The sequence below is a fragment of the Nitrosovibrio sp. Nv4 genome, assembly GCF_900215485.1.
Taxonomy (GTDB): domain Bacteria; phylum Pseudomonadota; class Gammaproteobacteria; order Burkholderiales; family Nitrosomonadaceae; genus Nitrosospira.
This window is the reverse complement of sequence record NZ_OCMZ01000002.1, coordinates 203677-218916: the sequence shown is the minus strand read 5'-3', so window position 1 is coordinate 218916 and position 15240 is coordinate 203677. Positions and strand designations below refer to the sequence as shown.

Sequence of the window (15240 nt, the reverse complement as noted above, 5' to 3'; positions counted from 1 at the left end):
TCACTTCTGTAGGAAAGCAAGGAACCGACTATTTCCAATTTAGATCATGTCGTTCAAAAAACAAGCCTCGAAACCGTGCCCACATCAAATTTAACCGAAAATATTTAAGATAATATGGCGTCATCAGGTTAACGAAAAGGAGGTCGCGAAAAGGGAAGAAAGATATGGATCAACTTCACGACCGTGAGCCCGAGATACAGGCATAGCGGACTTTTGAGGCTACCCAAGGCCTTTGAATTACTGCAAAATCTGTAGGTTGGACGAGACCGTGATTTCTTGTTCAGGGACGATCAGGGTCGGCGAGAACTTTTCGAGGAACTCCGAAGCGGATGACTTCGCATCTTCGGCTTGGATATGACGTTGGATAAATACTAAAAGAAGACGGAGGCAATCCGCGGTTGGGCTATTCGACAGTACCTGCACCCGGAGCGCCGAATTCCACGACAGCAAGTCCTTCCAGTTAATCAATCACGGCGCGTGCGGCTCAATAGCTACTACAATTTCTACCATCTTCATTTCACTCCCCTGTGCTCCGCCCCAGTTTAGCCATGAACAATCCTGCGAGAATTACCCCTAGTGCACGAAAGGCAACAAGCTGTTACTCCATTCAAATGCTTCCAGTTGCAGGGGATAAAGATCTTCAACCGGCAGTTCCAGTTTAAGAAGTAGCGGTGCTAACGCTCGGCTGGCTTCACTGGATTTTTCGATACATTCGGAAAGCTTGAGTAAATCACCGTAAAATCCGCGCCGATACAATAATGCTTCGCTGACATCCTTGCCGAGAACGATTTGCCCAAGGATCTTTTCCATGGTCTGTCCGAATAAGGCGTCCAGCAAGGATAAGATGCCGACTGTAAATGCGGTATCAGCAATACTTTTATTCGCGGGTTTGAGTTTTCTGGCAATGAGTTCAAGAAGTTTGCCGCGCGTCGTCGCCAGCAAGAGAAGTGGCGACGCGAAATGAGCGTTTATATGCGGTGCGATGTAGAGCTGGATTTGCAGCCATCGCTGCAACTGATTGCGGCCGAGCACCACCAACGCCTCACTTAATGAGTCGATACTCTTCGTGACACCCATTCCCGTCGTATTGACCAGCCTCAGCAAGGACAAACAGAGCGATACTTCCTTTTTGATGCTGCGCTCAATTTCCGCGTTATCGGCATCCCTGGCTATCAACGCTATCAATTGCATGACTGCCAACTGTGAGGTGGTGAGCTTTTTGCCCGATAGAATAGCGGGCTTGGCAAAGTAATAACCCTGGTAATAGTCGAACCCAAGATCGAGACAATTCTGGAACTGTTCGATCGTCTCCACTTTTTCCGCAAGAAGTAATTTATGGGCCTGCTTGAATTGGCGGGCCAGAATTGCGAGATCCGTCCGAGTCATGACAGAGGTATCGATTTTAACGATCTTTATCAGCGGCAGTAACGGCTTTATGTATTCCGAAAGCGTAATTACATCGTCCAGTGCAAACCTGTATCCGGCATCCACCATCCCGGAGACGCGCTGGACAAGCTCCGGACTTATCTTGTCTGTTTGATGAAGCTCAAACACAACTTTTTTACATGGCAAAAAATTAACCAGATCACCCATCAATATTGTGGAATCCACGTTGAAGAAGCCAGGAACGCCGCCAATTACGTTTTCAAGACCAAGCTCCAGCATGTGCGCGACGAGGGTGGCGGCTGCGCGTGAATCATCAACAGTGGTTGCCAAGCCAGCGCCTGTCCTGCGGAACAATAATTCATAAGCGATGAGATTCTGGTTCCGATCCAGAATCGGCTGCCGCGCAAGGAAAAATTCCTTCACTTGCGGAGCAAAAGAAACAGACTGAGCCGTATCAAGGATCATTCGTCGACCTCAATTCATCCGTTTCAAAAAACCCCGGGCTTCAATTGGAGCTTTATCCGCGAAGAAAAATTGGAAAAGGTGGAATTAAAAATCTATTGGCGAATCATCCGGAGGGCAAGAGGGCATAAGGGCGAACCCTTGGAGAAACCGGTTATCGTCACCGTATATAATCAAATAGTGACAACCCCTGTACCTTCAGAAATGCCATCTGCGTCGCTTCGAGATAAGCCTGCTGCTGGGTGAGATCACTGATCACCTTTGCATAATCGACATCCCGCAGTTCTGATAGCTGCTGCTTATACTGAATATTCAACTCGTCGCCGCCCTCATTGAGCGTATCCACTTCCTTCATGCGTGTGCCCACCGACGCGTGGACCCGCAGCACGTTGTCGAGCGCATTGGACAAATTTCCCTGTGCGGTGGTCAGCCCGCTGGAGAATGCAGCCTTGCTGGCGGCATCGGTCACGGGCGTTTCGAGTATGCCGATCAGATCGGAGAGCGTTTTGAACATGCTCTGATACCCTCCTCCCGAATTCGGGATTCGCTCGAACACCTCTCGTCCCGACTCGTTCACTGCTAGCTGGCGCGATGCGCTGGCCTGGACCATGCGCAAGCCTTCATCCCCAAAATACTGAACACCGCTGCCTGTGTCGTCAAATGGCTTGATTGCGCCCTGGAAACCGGAAAAAAGATATTGCCCGCTCCCATCGGTACGGTTGGCAAGGCTCAGCAGTTCGTCCAGATTGCCGCGTAATTCGGTTGCAATGGCGCTGCGCCCGCTATCGGTCAATGTCCCGTTTCCCGCGTACACGGCAAGTTCCTGCGCGTTTTGAAGCAAGTTCGTGACGCCGCCAAGCGTCGCTTCCAGTATCCCGAAACCGGCCATGGCCTGCTGGCGGTTCATCGCATATTGCGTATTGCCTGCATCGGCCTGGGAGACTTCCAGCACCCGGACATAAGCCGCGGGATTATCAGACGGCGTAAGAATACGCCGGCCGCTGCTTATCTGCTCCAGGTTTTTCACCTGCGTGACCTGCTGGCGGTTGAGGGCGGCAATGCCGAGTTCATAGCTGGTATTACTGCTGACGCGCATCGTGACTCTCCTTTCGTGACTCTATCTCTATCCGGTCTTGTTTCAGCTTGTTCATTGCGTCCGCGATTACAGCCGCGATTTTACCTACCTCGCTTCCTTATGAGTGTCGGGCGTCTGAGAGCGCGATGAGCAAAAAATCGGTTCTGGCATGAATGGCACAGCCGGCTCTTTACCTTGCTATATCAAGCAGTGTGTCGAACATCTGAGTGGCTACCTGTATCACCTTGCTGGCTGCCTGATATGCCTGCTGGTAGCGCAGGAGATTGGCGGCTTCCTCGTCCAGATTCACACCTGACTCGGATTGCTGCAAGGCTTGTGCCTGGCTCAGCAGGGCTGTCTGGGCGGCGCTGGTTACTTCCAGTTCGCGGGTCTTGTATCCCATCAGGCTGACTACCTGGCCATAGGCGCTCTGGTAGCTCGCCGTGCCGCCAGCCAAGGTGTTGCCGCTCTGCAGCGCCCCCAACAGCAAAGCGTTGCGGTTATCCATTGCTCCATCGGTATTCGGGCCGATGCTGAATGTATCGCCCGGCTGGGGCGAGCCGGTTATCTGCACCGTCCAACCGTTGTAGCTGATCGGGCTGCCGGGCGTGAACGTAATGCCGACGGGATTGCCGGTCCCATTGCCACTCACATCAAAAGTCGTAGTGCTGGTGAAAGTAAAAGTGACCGGTTCTCTTAAATCCGGATCGGGGGGTGGGGGTGCATCGACGGTACCGGCGCTGATGCGCCCGGTGCCCGTATTGGCGGTTGGCGCATCGGTTCGAATGGGTGCACCGGCCGCGATCAGACTGGTGTCCTGTATGGCCACCTCTATCTGGCCGGCTCCGTTGGCCGTTGGGCGAATAAGAAATTCGTCTCCGGCAGCAATGGCGCCGGAAGCAAAACTCAAGCGCACACCATCCACCGTTTGCGGAAATCCCGCGAACGTTTGCGTGACGCCGTCATTAAGCCGCGTGAACGTGTAATTGGCGCCATCGTAATGCAGGCGGTAATCGCTGGTGGTGAGCGCCCCGGGATCGGAAATTTCAGTGGCGATGACTGCGTCGCCCAGGTTTCGGGTGGAAGCCGTTGTCGATGGATCCGGCACCGTAAAAAAATCACCACCCAGATTTTCCTGAATATCCTGCCCCAGCTGGTGCTGGTCGTTGAAGGTAACCGCCAAACCGATCGCAACGCGTCCCAGACCATTACGCGCGGCATCTAGTTCTTCGTTGCGAAATTGCAGCAGCCCGCCAAGCTTGCCGCCATCCAGGCTTGATTCCCTGACCGGTATGCTATTGCCGCCGGAAACATAGGCGACTTCGAGGCGGTGCGGGTCAACCGGAGAAGCAATCGTTGAGAGTTCGAAAGCTGTTGAGCCCACGACCAGGGACTGACCAGTGCCGATAAATATGCTGTAACCGCCGTCACTTTGTTCGACGACCTTGGCGCGGACCTGATCATTGAGTTGCGTGACCAGTTCATCGCGCTGGTCACGCAAATCGTTCGCGGGTTGACCACCGGCGTTGTTCTCGGCCTGGCTGATGGTAGCATTCAGTTCGCTGATCCTTGCCGCCAGCGTGTTGATTAGCGAAACACTATTCTCGATCTGTGCGTTCACTCCATCCCGGATCTCATCAAGGCTGTCGTTCAGCGACTGGAAGCGTCGTACCAGTACTTCGGCATTGGACAACATGGACTGGCGGTAAGCTATGCCGGATGGGCTGGTGGCCACATCCTGCACGCTTCCAAAAAATTCCTGTAGTGCTGGCGCCAGGCCAAGGCGCCCGCTCGGATCCGCCAACAGGCTATCGATTTGCTTCATCTGCGTAAAATACGCGTCGAGCTGGGAGGATTCCGTTCTTGCCTGCGTGACCTGATTGACAAGGAGCTCGTTGTATATGCGCCTGACCGTATCAACTTGCACGCCCTTGCCAATGAATCCACCGCCGGTGGCTTGTGCTGCGCTGGTTGACTGAACGATTTGCTGGCGGGTGTAGCCGGGAGTGGCCGCGTTGCTGACGTTGTGCCCGGCAACAAGCAATCCCTGCTGGGCCGCATTGAGCGCGCTGAGGCCAATGCCAAAAATGCCGTTACCCATGTTGTATCCTATTTAGCCGATCAGAAAATAATATGAATTTCGTCATTCGGACCTTGAATCCGAAACCCGTAAAAACCAGCAAAAGCGCTTTACGCACTGTATTACCGCGTTCGCCGATACGACCTTTGTACTGTCTGCCCGCCGGATCAAGAAACCTCCTGTTCGGACTAGCCATATCCATAATCCATACAGGATGCTAACGGCGCCAAGCCAGAAATATTTAGCCCGGTAATCCGATATTTCGAGGACCAGGCAGATCAAATTGGGGCAGGAGAAAGACAAGGAATCCGGCAATGGCTCTTATCAGGACCAGGGTGCGGTCCTGATGATACGGCCCAGTTTATCGGCATAGTCCGGGTCGGTCGCATAGCCCGCCTGCTGCAGGCCTCGCGCAAAACCCTCCGCGTCCAGTCCCTGCGCCACCCGCGCCATCAATTCCGCATAGCGTGGGTTGCTGCTCAGCAGATTGGCGTAGTCACGGAACGCGTCGGCGTAGGATTGATAAGCACGGAACTTTTCCACGCTTTTATGCACCACGCCATTGACGTATTCCGTCGTTACGGTTTCCACTACCGGGCCCTTCCAGTTGCTGCCGGCCTTAACGCCGAAAAGGTTGTAGCTGGGCGTGCCGTCCGCCCCGCGTATTTCCCTTTTACCCCACCCGCTTTCCAGCGCGGCTTGTCCCAGCATGAATCGGGCCGGTATGCCCGTTGTCTGGCTGGCCTGCTGTGCGTACGGCATCAGTCTGGCTTGAAACTCGGCTACCTGTAATTGCTGCGCCTGCGATTGCGCTCCAGGCAGGGATGGCACCGGTACCGTCGGCTCCGGTAATCCTGATGATGTTCGTGCCTGCTGTGATTCCGATTGCGCCGCGGACCCCGGTGCCTCGGGTTGCTGTTGCGTGTATGCGTGCGATTGTCGAGACGCCGGAGATGGCACTCCTGCGGCTGGCGCTTGTCCAGGCACGATAGCGGTCGGCGCATGCGCACCCTGCTCCGCCCCCTGTTCCGGTTGGGTCGGCAATCCATGACGCAATTGCCGTATCATCATGTCAGCCAGACCAATGCCATTGGACGACATGCTCTGTGACAGCTGCTGATCCAGCATCGAGATGTAAAGACGGCTCTGCTCGCTATCCATCAGACTGTCTTTGGGTGTTGCATCGCGCATGCTTTTCAGCATCATGTTCATGAACAGGGCCTCGAACTGTTTGGCGGCAGCTTCAAGCGCAGCCTGGTCTGTCTTGTTCGTCCGGCCTGCAACGCGCAATTCATTGACAGCCTGCACGTCCAGGGCAAATTTGGTAGTAAGGTCAGCCGAAGCAGCCATCAGATGATCTCCAGTTCTGCCCGCAATGCCCCAGCGGATTTCATCGCTTGCAGGATAGACAACAAGTCCTGCGGTGTGGCGCCGATCGCATTCAACGCTTTCACTACTTCGGCCAAGGACGCACCTTCCACCATGGTCAGCATGCCGGATTCCTGCTTGATTTCGATCGTCGAGCGCTGCGCCTGCACCGTGCGCCCGCCGGAAAATGGGCCGGGTTGACTGATCACGGGCTCGGTACTGATTACCACCGACAAATTGCCATGAGCAATAGCACAGGCATCAACCGTGGCGGACTGATTCATGACTACCGAGCCCGTGCGACTGTTGACGATTACCTTTGCGTGCATCTGCGCCGGCCTGATGTTCATGCTTTCCACTTCCGCAATGAATGCCACGCGTTCATCGCTGCCTTGCGGTGTTCGCACTTGAATTGCCCTGGCGTCCAGCGCGTAAGCGATGCCAGTGCCGAAACGCTCATTAATAGCATCCACCACCCGCCGTGTAGTGGAAAAATCCGTGGTATGAAGCTCAAGCCGAATGGTATCCCCTTGGCCCAGTGCAACGGGTACGGCGCGTTCGACCGTGGCGCCACCACTGATACGTCCGGCATTTAGGTGATTCACCTGCACCTTGCTGCCGCTTGCGGCAGCACCGATTCCCCCGACCAGCAGATTGCCCTGGGCCATCCCATAGACCTGACCGTCGGCTCCTTTGAGCGGCGTCATCAGCAACGTGCCGCCGCGCAGGCTTCTGGCATTACCCATGCTCGACACGGTAACATCGACAATCTGCCCCGGCTGGGCGAGCGCCGGTAAGGTTGCGGTAACCATCACCGCAGCCACGTTCCTCAATCGCATATTGGTACCGGGTGGCACGTTGATGCCCATTTGCATCAGCATGCTGTTCAGCGTCTGGATGGTGAAGGGAGTCTGTATGGTTTGGTCGCCCGTGCCATCCAGTCCCACCACCAGCCCATATCCGACCAGCTGGTTGGGGCGCACACCCTGGATCGAGGCAAGATCCTTGATGCGCTCGGCGTGTGCCGGGGTCAATATCGCACAACACCCGAGCCATAGCATGAGCATAGCGTGCAAAGTTTGTTTAAGGATCATGGGGTCGCGGGCAATATTTTGTAAATCGTTCAGAACGGCGAAATAGTGAGGAAAAAGCGCGAAAGCCAGCCCATCGTTTGCGCCTCGTCGATGTAGCCGTTGGCCTTGTACTCTATTTTCGCATCGGCTACCTGGACTGATGAGACCATATTGTTGATGATGGTCTCGGGGCGGACTACGCCCGAGAGGCGGATGTACTCCGAACCCTGGGTCATGGCGAGCTGCTTTTCGCCGCTTACCACCAGGTTGCGGTTGGGCAGCACTTCAAGCACGGTGACGGTGATCGTCCCGCTGAAATTGTTGGCGGAAGCGGCTTCGCCTCTACCCTCGAACTCGTTGGAAGAGGATGCGCCCAGTTCCACCTTCTTCGTGATCGGCACGCCGAACACCAGGGGAGGAATGCCAAAATTTACCTCGCCATTCTTGTTGGCGCTGCTGTTGGACCGCTTGCTTGCATTAGTCCTCTCGTTGAGAACGATGACCAGGGTATCACCGACATTACGCGCGCGGCGATCCTCGAATAACGGCCGGTGGCTAATGTCGGCCTGGTAGATGGCACCGTTGGCGAGTGGCGCCGCTGCCTGAGCCGCCCGAGACGACATCGGTTGCTGTACGATCGGTGGCGGCGCTGGGAGCGTCACGCAGCCTGAGAGCCCGAGCACTATGACAGCCATCAGCGCAGCCAAGGTCTGGAACCGCCCGCCGGGCTTGGCTGAACATTTAGCTGAAGAATCTTTTATCATCAGTTCCCTGTAAGCTTCCGATTCATTTGCCGCGCGTCGATCATCGTTTCTACATTTGACATTGGCTACATCTGTGACAGGCGCTGCAGCATCTGATCCGAGGTCTGGACGGCCTTGCTATTGATTTCGTAAGCGCGTTGGGTCTGGATCATATTGACCAGTTCTTCCACCACGTTGACGTTGGAAGTTTCCACATAGCCCTGGCTGAGCAATCCAGTGCCATCCGTACCAGGCGTATTGACGTTGGGTGTGCCGCTGGAGCCGGTTTCCACAAAGAGATTTTCACCTACGCTCTGTAAACCCACCGGGTTGATGAACGTGGTAAGTTGCAGCGTGCCGACCTGAACCGGCAGGGGCGAGTCTTGCTGGGTTACTGTGACAACGCCGTCGCGGCCGATGGTAACGCTCAGCGCATTGGGGGGAATGGCGATCGCGGGTTGAATATGATAGCCGCTGGACGTGACGAGTTGTCCCTCGGCGTCAATCTGGAGCGAGCCATCCCGGGTGTAGGCCAATGAGCCATCGGGCCGTAAAACCTCGAAAAATCCCTGGCCCTGAATCGCCACGTCTTTCCAGTTCCCTGTCTGTTGCAAATTACCCTGGGTCAATACACGCTCCGTTGCGACCGGTCTGACGCCGGTACCGATCTGCAAGCCGGATGGCAATTGTGTCTGCTGCGACGACTGGGCGCCGGGCTGACGCAAGGTCTGATATATCAGATCCTCGAACACGGCGCGCGAGCGCTTGAATCCATTGGTACTGACATTGGCCAGATTGTTGGCAATGACATCCATCTGGGTCTGTTGTGCATCCAGACCGGTCTTTGAAATCCAGAGTGAGCGGATCAACTGAGTCTCCTGAAGGTTAAGCGTAATTTATGCGGTTCTGTGGCCACAGTGCGGGACCTTTATTCACAGCATTTACGGTATCGTATAGCAGCATGGATAAAGGCTATATCCTGAAAAGAGGGGCAACACCATGTTAATTCCGTATTCATCCTGGTCTGGTTATTTGGTGCAGGGTGATCAGGGTGATTACTAGCGTGGATCAAGAATTGACCGACAGCAGAACGCTGGCTCGCTGGGCGTTACCCTCGGCGTTCTGCAGCATCTTCATGTGCATTTCAAACTGGCGGGAAAGCGATATCATGTCGACCAGCGCCTCGACAACATTGACATTGCTGCCCTCGAGCGCACCACTTTTGATTGTGACATTCGCATCCGCCTCGGCCTCACCGCCGCCTGCCAGGCGGAACAGCCCATCCAGACCGCGCGTAAGCTGACCTTCTGGCGGATTGACGAGCTTGATGCGGTCTATCATCACGGAGATATTCGGCTCACTCGTCCCCGCACCGGCGGGCACGGAAGAGATCACCCCATCCCTGGCGATTGTGACAAGCGTATTGGGGGGAATCGAAATAGTACCTCCATCTCCCTTCACGCTCAGGCCGCTACGTGTCTGTAGCACACCATTGGCGCTCACATGCAGGTCCCCGTTGCGGGTATACGCCTCGGTCCCGTCCTCCATTTGCACGGCGATCCAGCCCGGTCCCTGTATTGCCAGGTCGAGCTCCCGCCCCGTATGCTGCTCGGTACCAGGAGTGAAATCGGCACCAGCGCTTGAATCCACTACAAATGCCCGCGTTGCCAGCGTATCGCTGAATATCGGCACCGCGCGCAACACGCTGGTTTCCGCGCGATAGCCAGTCGTGTTCGCATTCGCCAGATTGTGCGCCATGGCGGCTTGCTGTCCCAGCGTATGCTTCGCACCGGTCATCGCAACGTAGATCATGCGATCCATGTTTTACTCCTGTTATATGTGGTTTTAATCAGGTTTAAAGACTGCTGGTATCGATTGAGTAACCCTGGAAGGAACTTCCCGATTCCGGATGGTATGCCAGGATAACGGAATCGGGTTTTTTGGCAGTCGTACTGACTTATGCGTTATTTATATCTTTATTTCAGATTTACTATCGTCTGCAGCAACTGGTCCTGAGTTTTGATGGTCTGGGCGTTGGCCTGGTAGACCCGCTGGGCAGTAATCATATTGACCAGCTCCGAGGTAAGCTCTACATTTGAATCCTCAACTGCGCCCGCTTGCAGGACACCCAAGCCGCCGGTATCCGGCGTCCCCACCAGGGCGGCGCCAGAGGCAGCGCTCTCCGTCCAGGTGTTATTGCCGCGTAATTCCAGGCCCTGTGGATTGGCAAAATTGGCTAACGCAACCTGTCCCAGGGTTAAAAATTTACCGCTTGAGTAACTGCCGCTGATTATGCCGTCAGCGCCAACCGCGAAGCCGGTAAGGCGGCCCGAGGTATAGCCGTCCTGGTTTAGCGCGTTGACGCCGGAGTTGGATCCGAATTGGGTCGTGCCGGTGAAGTCCAGATCGAAAACCAGGGGATTGACAGCACCGGTAGTGACCGGTGCTGTCAGAGTGAATGTGCTGGGACTGGCCGGGTCAAGGGCGCCATTGGATAAAAAGTCCAGCGTGCCTACCGGTGTACCACCATTGAGCAATGCGCCGTCATTGGCGGCAAACACATCCCAGCTGTTGGTCCCTGTCTTGAGGAAATAAGCCGAAAGCGTGCTTGGATTGCCCAGGCTGTCGTGAATCGATAGAGAGGTTGAACTGTGGTACGTCGTCGGATCGGTGAGGTCGAATGCGCCCGAAATCAGCGCTGCTTCGCGTGAATCCAGGTTAACCAGCCCGTTCACCAGCGTGGTTGCCGCAGGCGGTGAATCAGCCGTCGAAATACGCAGGTCGGTTGGCGCGGAAGCATTGATCACTCCGGCGGCGGTCGCTGTATACCCCGTAAGACGCAGCCCGCTGCTGTTGACAATATAGCCATCCTTGTCCGGGTGAAATTGACCATTGCGTGAGTAACTGATAGCGCCCTGGTCGCTCAGCCGATAGAAGCCGCTGCCGTTGATTGCGATGTCGAGTGGATTATTGGATACGGTGATACTGCCCTGATTGAACTGCTGCGCAATATCGGCCACCTTGACACCGATCCCGGCCTGGAGGCTGCTCCCGCCCGAAAGCGAGTTGGCAAATACATCCGCAAATTGGGCCTGCGACTGCTTGAATCCCACCGTATTGGTGTTTGCTACGTTGTTGCCTATTACGTCCAGGTTCTTGGACGCAGCATTCAAGCCGCTTAAGCCTTGCTGAAAACTCATGATCACTCCTTTGGTAGCGTCTCATTCCCGAGACGGATATTCGATTGATGCCGGTTTAAAAAATCTGTTTGACGTCTGTCAGACCCACCAGCCCAAGCATTCCGACGTTCAGTTGCACGCCCTGACTACTTTGGGAAACGCCTTGAACCGAACCGAAGGCGAGGGTTTTGGCATCGATCTTCTGGTCGCCGCGCAACGCGCTGACGCTAATGCTATAGGCCCCATCTGTGGCTGGGGCACCATCAGCAGTCATGCCATCCCACGCCAGCGCCATGGAACCGGCCGGCTTTGCGCCAAGATCCATGACCTGCATTGCACGGCCCGAGGCGTCGTGTATCGTGACTTTCACCTGATCCGCGGCATGCGGCAGTTCAAGGCCGAAAATTCCGCTACCGCCTGTCAGTTGCAACATTGAACCGGGCACGAGTACGTCTTTTCCGATCATGGTTGCGGCTTGCAGGGATTGTCCCGCGTTAAAGCTGCTCGCCATGGCCTGGATGTTTGCGTTAAGTTTCTCTATGCCGTTCACCGTGCTGATTTGCGCCAGCTGCGTCGTCACTTGAGCATTGTCAAGCGGATTGAGAGGATCCTGATTCTTCATTTGCGTAACCAGCAGCTTGAGAAATCGGTCCTGCACCTCATCCGCAACGGGTTTGGACGTATTGGTAGTGCCATACGACGCAAATAAGTTTGCGGCTGATTGCGTATCCTGAATCGTGCTCATGATTTCTTCCTCATTGTCCGATAGTTAAAGTTTTCAGCAGGAGCGTCTTCGCGGTATTCATCATGTCCACATTGTTCTGGTACGAACGCGAAGCGGAAATCATATCGACCATCTCCTCCACCACGTTCACATTTGGCATAGTCACAAAACCCTCTTCGTTCGCCATCGGATGTGTTGGCTCGTATATCAGCTTCATTGGTGATTGATCCTCAAGGACTCGAGATACCTTGACGCCGGTGGCGGCATTGTTGGGATCGGCGCTGGCGGCTGACGGAATACTCATGAACAGCACTTGTTTGGCCTTGTAAGGCTGGCCGTTGGAAGTCACCGCGCTATCGGCGTTGGCGAGGTTGCTCGCCACCACGTTCAGGCGCTGATTCTGCGCGGTCATGGCTGATCCCGCGACAGTGAAAATATTGAATAAAGACATGATGCGATCTCTCCTTAACCTTGAATGGCAGCGCGCATGATCTTGATCTGGTCGCTGATGAATGTGAGGTTGGCTTCGTAGTGGATGGAGTTATCGGCGAACTGGTTGCGCTCTACATCCATGTCCACCGTATTGCCATCCACGCTGCCTTGTACAGCAGAACGGTACATCAGCGGCCCGCCGCCTGCCGTGCCGCTGACACTGCCAGGTGATGCAATGTGATTCGGGGCGCTTGTCAGCAGCTTCACGCTCCGATTGCTGTTCGCATTTTCAAGCGCGTCCTTGAAGTTGATGTCTCGCGCCTTGAAATTAGGGGTATCCGCGTTGGCGATATTGGAAGCAATCAATTGCTGGCGATGGGCCCGCAGGTTGGCAGCGTCCTGGTAGAAACGGAATGTTCCGTCAAGTTTATCGATCATGAGTTCCTCTCAGGCAATGCACTGCTTCGATCTGCTAGTGCTGTGAGTGCTGGTCAGTGCTGTTAATACACATGAGTTATGGTATTTCATGGCCTATCTACCCAAAAGACAGATTAACGGGGTAAAAACCCTTTATCTCAACGCTTCCCTGCCCCAAGTTCCTGTCTTACTTGCAAGACCATGCTATAAGACGTTGTCCCTGCGACCTCATCAATCACTGCGGGGCGCTGCGTATCCAGCGCGAAAATAGTTCGTTGAGACAGAATCCGGATAAGTGAGGTCCGATTAGCCGCGATACCAAGAATACGGTGACATGCATCAGGTCGATTCACTGAATAACGGATAAAACCGGCCTCAGTTCCGCGGGCCGTTGCGATATGCCCAGACTAAAATACCGCTACCCTCCGCTCGGCCCGACTCGGCCTGATCCAGGGCATTCTTTCAAGGAATCCGCCATGTCCATCATGCCCATCATTAGTTTTCGACGCCTGTCATGCCATTTCAGCCTGATCGTGTTTCTGTCTGTGCCCGCTGCGGCATCAGCCTCTGCCAACGCGAAACAGGACCATCGTCTTATTCAGGACGTTGCTCTGGATTTTCTGCGTACACAGTCAGCCGGCCTACCGGGTCAGGTTGACATCACCCTTGGCGCAATCGACGCACGGGTCAACCTTCCCGTCTGTGCCGCGCTTGAGCCGGCATTGCCGCCTGGTAGCCGGCCATGGGGCAATACGACGGTGATCGTCCGTTGCTCCGTGCCAAATACGTGGACCATTTATGTCCGCGCAACCGTGAAAGTGGTGGCGGATTATGTAGTGAGTACCCGTCCGTTAACGCAGGGCCATATACTTGCCCCAGCAGACTTGACCATACGCAGCGGAGATCTGACCCAGCTTCCACCAGGTATCGTCACTGACCTGAATCAGGCCACCGGCAGAGCGCTGACCAGCAGCCTCCCCTTCGGCAGCCCCGTGCGCCAGGACATGCTGCGCGCGCAAGCAGCCGTAATACAGAATCAAAACGTGAAGCTGATTTCCAGCGGACCCGGATTCAGCGTATCCGGTGAAGGGAAAGCACTTAACAACGCGGCGGAAGGCCAGTTGGTACAGGTAAGAAGTGCGTCAGGCTCGGTAGTTAGCGGAATCGCGCGAGCCGGAGCAATAGTCGTGGTAAGTTATTGAGGAAACGCTACTATGACTAACTTGAGTCGGCCTTAATAGTTACCGTTATAGTAGTGGCGATCTCGATTTTCACCCAGGTTGCCGTAGATATATGGTTAACTGTGACGGCAGGATAAATGGAACTAGAGTAATCCTTAGCATTTCCATTTGAAGAATGGCTATAACAATATGCAGGCAAATTTCACCAATAAAATTGGCCTAAAGTTCCTCACGAGGTCGCCGTTAAATATTTACGGTTAACTGCAGGAGATACACCCTATGAAAATAGAAAATTCCATCAAGACTACACCAGCCTCGCCTGTCGGCGAGGCGTTGGCGTCCTCTGCGAGGCCCGGACAAAGATCAGCGGAGATTGCGACACAAAACGAACCGGGTAACACAGGCGACAGTGTTAAACTCAGCATGCAACTGCAAAGCATCGAGAAAAACCTGGCCACCGGTGAAGTTTTTGACGCCGCTCGGGTGGCTGAAATCAAGCAGGCAATCAGCGAGGGCCGGTTTGTCGTGAACGCGGGCAAGGTGGCGGATGGTTTGCTGGAGACGGTGCGAGACCTGATCCGCACCAGGCAGGGTTGACTTGACCAACAGCGTTTTTGATCCGATTGCAAGCGTCCCCCGCGAACGTGACGCGACGCTGGCGTTCATTGATGTTTTGCGCCGCGAGCAGCACGCATTGCAGCATTCGGATGCGTCTTTGTTACTGTCGCTGGCAACGGAAAAAGCGCGTGATGCCCAACAATTGGCCCAACTGATAAGTGCGCGCAACTGCTGGCTTGCGATGTCGGGCTACTCGCAGGATCGCGTTGGCATGGAGCGTGGGCTGCAAGATTGGCCCGCTGCCGCCGATTCGTGGCGGGACCTGCTTCAGCTGGCTGAAACAGCAAATGAACTCAATAATATCAACAGCATAATTGTCGGTCAGCGGCTGCGCTATAACCAGCAGAGGCTTTCAGCGCTCCAGGCGGCAACCCGCAGTGCTCAAGGCGCTGGTCTGTATGGATCGGATGGACAACCCCAGCCATTCCCTGGCGGACGCATGCTTGGCGAAGTCTGATCCGCGGGGTCTGCGTTCGAGACCTCGGTCATCAAGTCTGCAAGG

General features: G+C 55.0%; 15 protein-coding genes. 3 read left to right on the top strand and 12 right to left on the bottom strand.

Features of this window, described 5'->3' with window-relative positions:
* Nucleotides 1-573: 573 nt before the first annotated feature.
* The 12 genes from CRO05_RS09080 to flgB all read right to left on the bottom strand — a co-directional run bounded on the left by CRO05_RS09080 (nucleotide 574) and on the right by flgB (nucleotide 12960).
* Nucleotides 574-1851 carry an EAL and HDOD domain-containing protein gene (locus CRO05_RS09080; protein WP_097066911.1) on the bottom strand — a complete coding sequence of 426 codons (1278 nt, stop codon included), beginning with the start codon at nucleotides 1849-1851 and terminating at the stop codon, nucleotides 574-576.
* A 157-nt stretch (nucleotides 1852-2008) separates the two neighbouring features.
* Entirely contained in the window at nucleotides 2009-2944 is a 936-nt protein-coding gene (gene flgL / locus CRO05_RS09075; protein WP_097066910.1) for a flagellar hook-associated protein FlgL, read from the bottom strand.
* A gap of 169 nt (nucleotides 2945-3113) precedes the next feature.
* Nucleotides 3114-5024: a flagellar hook-associated protein FlgK gene (gene flgK, locus CRO05_RS09070; protein ID WP_097066909.1), complete on the bottom strand. Its 1911-nt coding sequence runs from the start codon at nucleotides 5022-5024 to the stop codon at nucleotides 3114-3116.
* 303 nt (nucleotides 5025-5327) lie between these two features.
* The gene (gene flgJ / locus CRO05_RS09060) at nucleotides 5328-6353 is read right to left on the bottom strand and encodes a flagellar assembly peptidoglycan hydrolase FlgJ (protein ID WP_097066907.1); all 1026 of its coding nucleotides are present in this window, start codon (nucleotides 6351-6353) and stop codon (nucleotides 5328-5330) included.
* Entirely contained in the window at nucleotides 6353-7438 is a 1086-nt protein-coding gene (locus tag CRO05_RS09055) for a flagellar basal body P-ring protein FlgI (RefSeq protein ID WP_097067895.1), read from the bottom strand. The genes flgJ and CRO05_RS09055 overlap by 1 nt, the downstream gene beginning before the upstream one ends.
* 56 nt (nucleotides 7439-7494) lie before the next feature.
* Complete coding sequence (locus CRO05_RS09050) at nucleotides 7495-8139, bottom strand: flagellar basal body L-ring protein FlgH (protein ID WP_235001365.1); 645 nt, start codon at nucleotides 8137-8139, stop codon at nucleotides 7495-7497.
* Between the two features lie 134 nt (nucleotides 8140-8273).
* The gene (gene flgG, locus CRO05_RS09045) at nucleotides 8274-9056 is read right to left on the bottom strand and encodes a flagellar basal-body rod protein FlgG (RefSeq protein ID WP_097066905.1); all 783 of its coding nucleotides are present in this window, start codon (nucleotides 9054-9056) and stop codon (nucleotides 8274-8276) included.
* 199 nt (nucleotides 9057-9255) lie between these two features.
* Nucleotides 9256-10008, bottom strand: coding sequence for a flagellar basal body rod protein FlgF (locus CRO05_RS09040; RefSeq protein WP_097066904.1), 753 nt, complete (start codon nucleotides 10006-10008; stop codon nucleotides 9256-9258).
* Nucleotides 10009-10163: 155 nt separating this feature from the next.
* Complete coding sequence (flgE, locus tag CRO05_RS09035) at nucleotides 10164-11387, bottom strand: flagellar hook protein FlgE (RefSeq protein ID WP_097066903.1); 1224 nt, start codon at nucleotides 11385-11387, stop codon at nucleotides 10164-10166.
* 55 nt (nucleotides 11388-11442) lie between these two features.
* A complete protein-coding gene (locus CRO05_RS09030) occupies nucleotides 11443-12111 on the bottom strand; it encodes a flagellar hook assembly protein FlgD (protein ID WP_097066902.1) in 669 nt (222 codons plus the stop codon).
* 10 nt (nucleotides 12112-12121) lie between these two features.
* The gene (gene flgC, locus CRO05_RS09025) at nucleotides 12122-12541 is read right to left on the bottom strand and encodes a flagellar basal body rod protein FlgC (RefSeq protein WP_090877794.1); all 420 of its coding nucleotides are present in this window, start codon (nucleotides 12539-12541) and stop codon (nucleotides 12122-12124) included.
* Between the two features lie 14 nt (nucleotides 12542-12555).
* Nucleotides 12556-12960 carry a flagellar basal body rod protein FlgB gene (flgB, locus tag CRO05_RS09020; protein WP_097066901.1) on the bottom strand — a complete coding sequence of 135 codons (405 nt, stop codon included), beginning with the start codon at nucleotides 12958-12960 and terminating at the stop codon, nucleotides 12556-12558.
* A 455-nt stretch (nucleotides 12961-13415) separates the two neighbouring features.
* Here flgB and flgA point away from each other — a divergent pair, with 455 nt between their 5' ends.
* The 3 genes from flgA (at nucleotide 13416) to CRO05_RS09005 (ending at nucleotide 15195) form a co-directional block, all read left to right on the top strand.
* A complete protein-coding gene (gene flgA / locus CRO05_RS09015; RefSeq protein WP_235001364.1) occupies nucleotides 13416-14141 on the top strand; it encodes a flagellar basal body P-ring formation chaperone FlgA in 726 nt (241 codons plus the stop codon).
* A 258-nt stretch (nucleotides 14142-14399) separates the two neighbouring features.
* Entirely contained in the window at nucleotides 14400-14717 is a 318-nt protein-coding gene (flgM, locus tag CRO05_RS09010; protein WP_097066900.1) for a flagellar biosynthesis anti-sigma factor FlgM, read from the top strand.
* Nucleotide 14718: 1 nt separating this feature from the next.
* Nucleotides 14719-15195, top strand: coding sequence for a flagella synthesis protein FlgN (locus tag CRO05_RS09005; RefSeq protein ID WP_097066899.1), 477 nt, complete (start codon nucleotides 14719-14721; stop codon nucleotides 15193-15195).
* Nucleotides 15196-15240: the final 45 nt, after the last annotated feature.

Coding starts and splice junctions, on each gene's coding strand:
- CRO05_RS09080 (WP_097066911.1), bottom strand. CDS start 1,851: ATGATCCTTGATACGGCTCAGTCTGTTTCTTTTGCTCCGCAAGTGAAG.
- flgL (WP_097066910.1), bottom strand. CDS start 2,944: ATGCGCGTCAGCAGTAATACCAGCTATGAACTCGGCATTGCCGCCCTC.
- flgK (WP_097066909.1), bottom strand. CDS start 5,024: ATGGGTAACGGCATTTTTGGCATTGGCCTCAGCGCGCTCAATGCGGCC.
- flgJ (WP_097066907.1), bottom strand. CDS start 6,353: ATGGCTGCTTCGGCTGACCTTACTACCAAATTTGCCCTGGACGTGCAG.
- CRO05_RS09055 (WP_097067895.1), bottom strand. CDS start 7,438: ATGCTCATGCTATGGCTCGGGTGTTGTGCGATATTGACCCCGGCACAC.
- CRO05_RS09050 (WP_235001365.1), bottom strand. CDS start 8,139: ATGGCTGTCATAGTGCTCGGGCTCTCAGGCTGCGTGACGCTCCCAGCG.
- CRO05_RS09040 (WP_097066904.1), bottom strand. CDS start 10,008: ATGGATCGCATGATCTACGTTGCGATGACCGGTGCGAAGCATACGCTG.
- flgE (WP_097066903.1), bottom strand. CDS start 11,387: ATGAGTTTTCAGCAAGGCTTAAGCGGCTTGAATGCTGCGTCCAAGAAC.
- CRO05_RS09030 (WP_097066902.1), bottom strand. CDS start 12,111: ATGAGCACGATTCAGGATACGCAATCAGCCGCAAACTTATTTGCGTCG.
- flgC (WP_090877794.1), bottom strand. CDS start 12,541: ATGTCTTTATTCAATATTTTCACTGTCGCGGGATCAGCCATGACCGCG.
- flgB (WP_097066901.1), bottom strand. CDS start 12,960: ATGATCGATAAACTTGACGGAACATTCCGTTTCTACCAGGACGCTGCC.
- flgA (WP_235001364.1), top strand. CDS start 13,416: ATGTCCATCATGCCCATCATTAGTTTTCGACGCCTGTCATGCCATTTC.
- flgM (WP_097066900.1), top strand. CDS start 14,400: ATGAAAATAGAAAATTCCATCAAGACTACACCAGCCTCGCCTGTCGGC.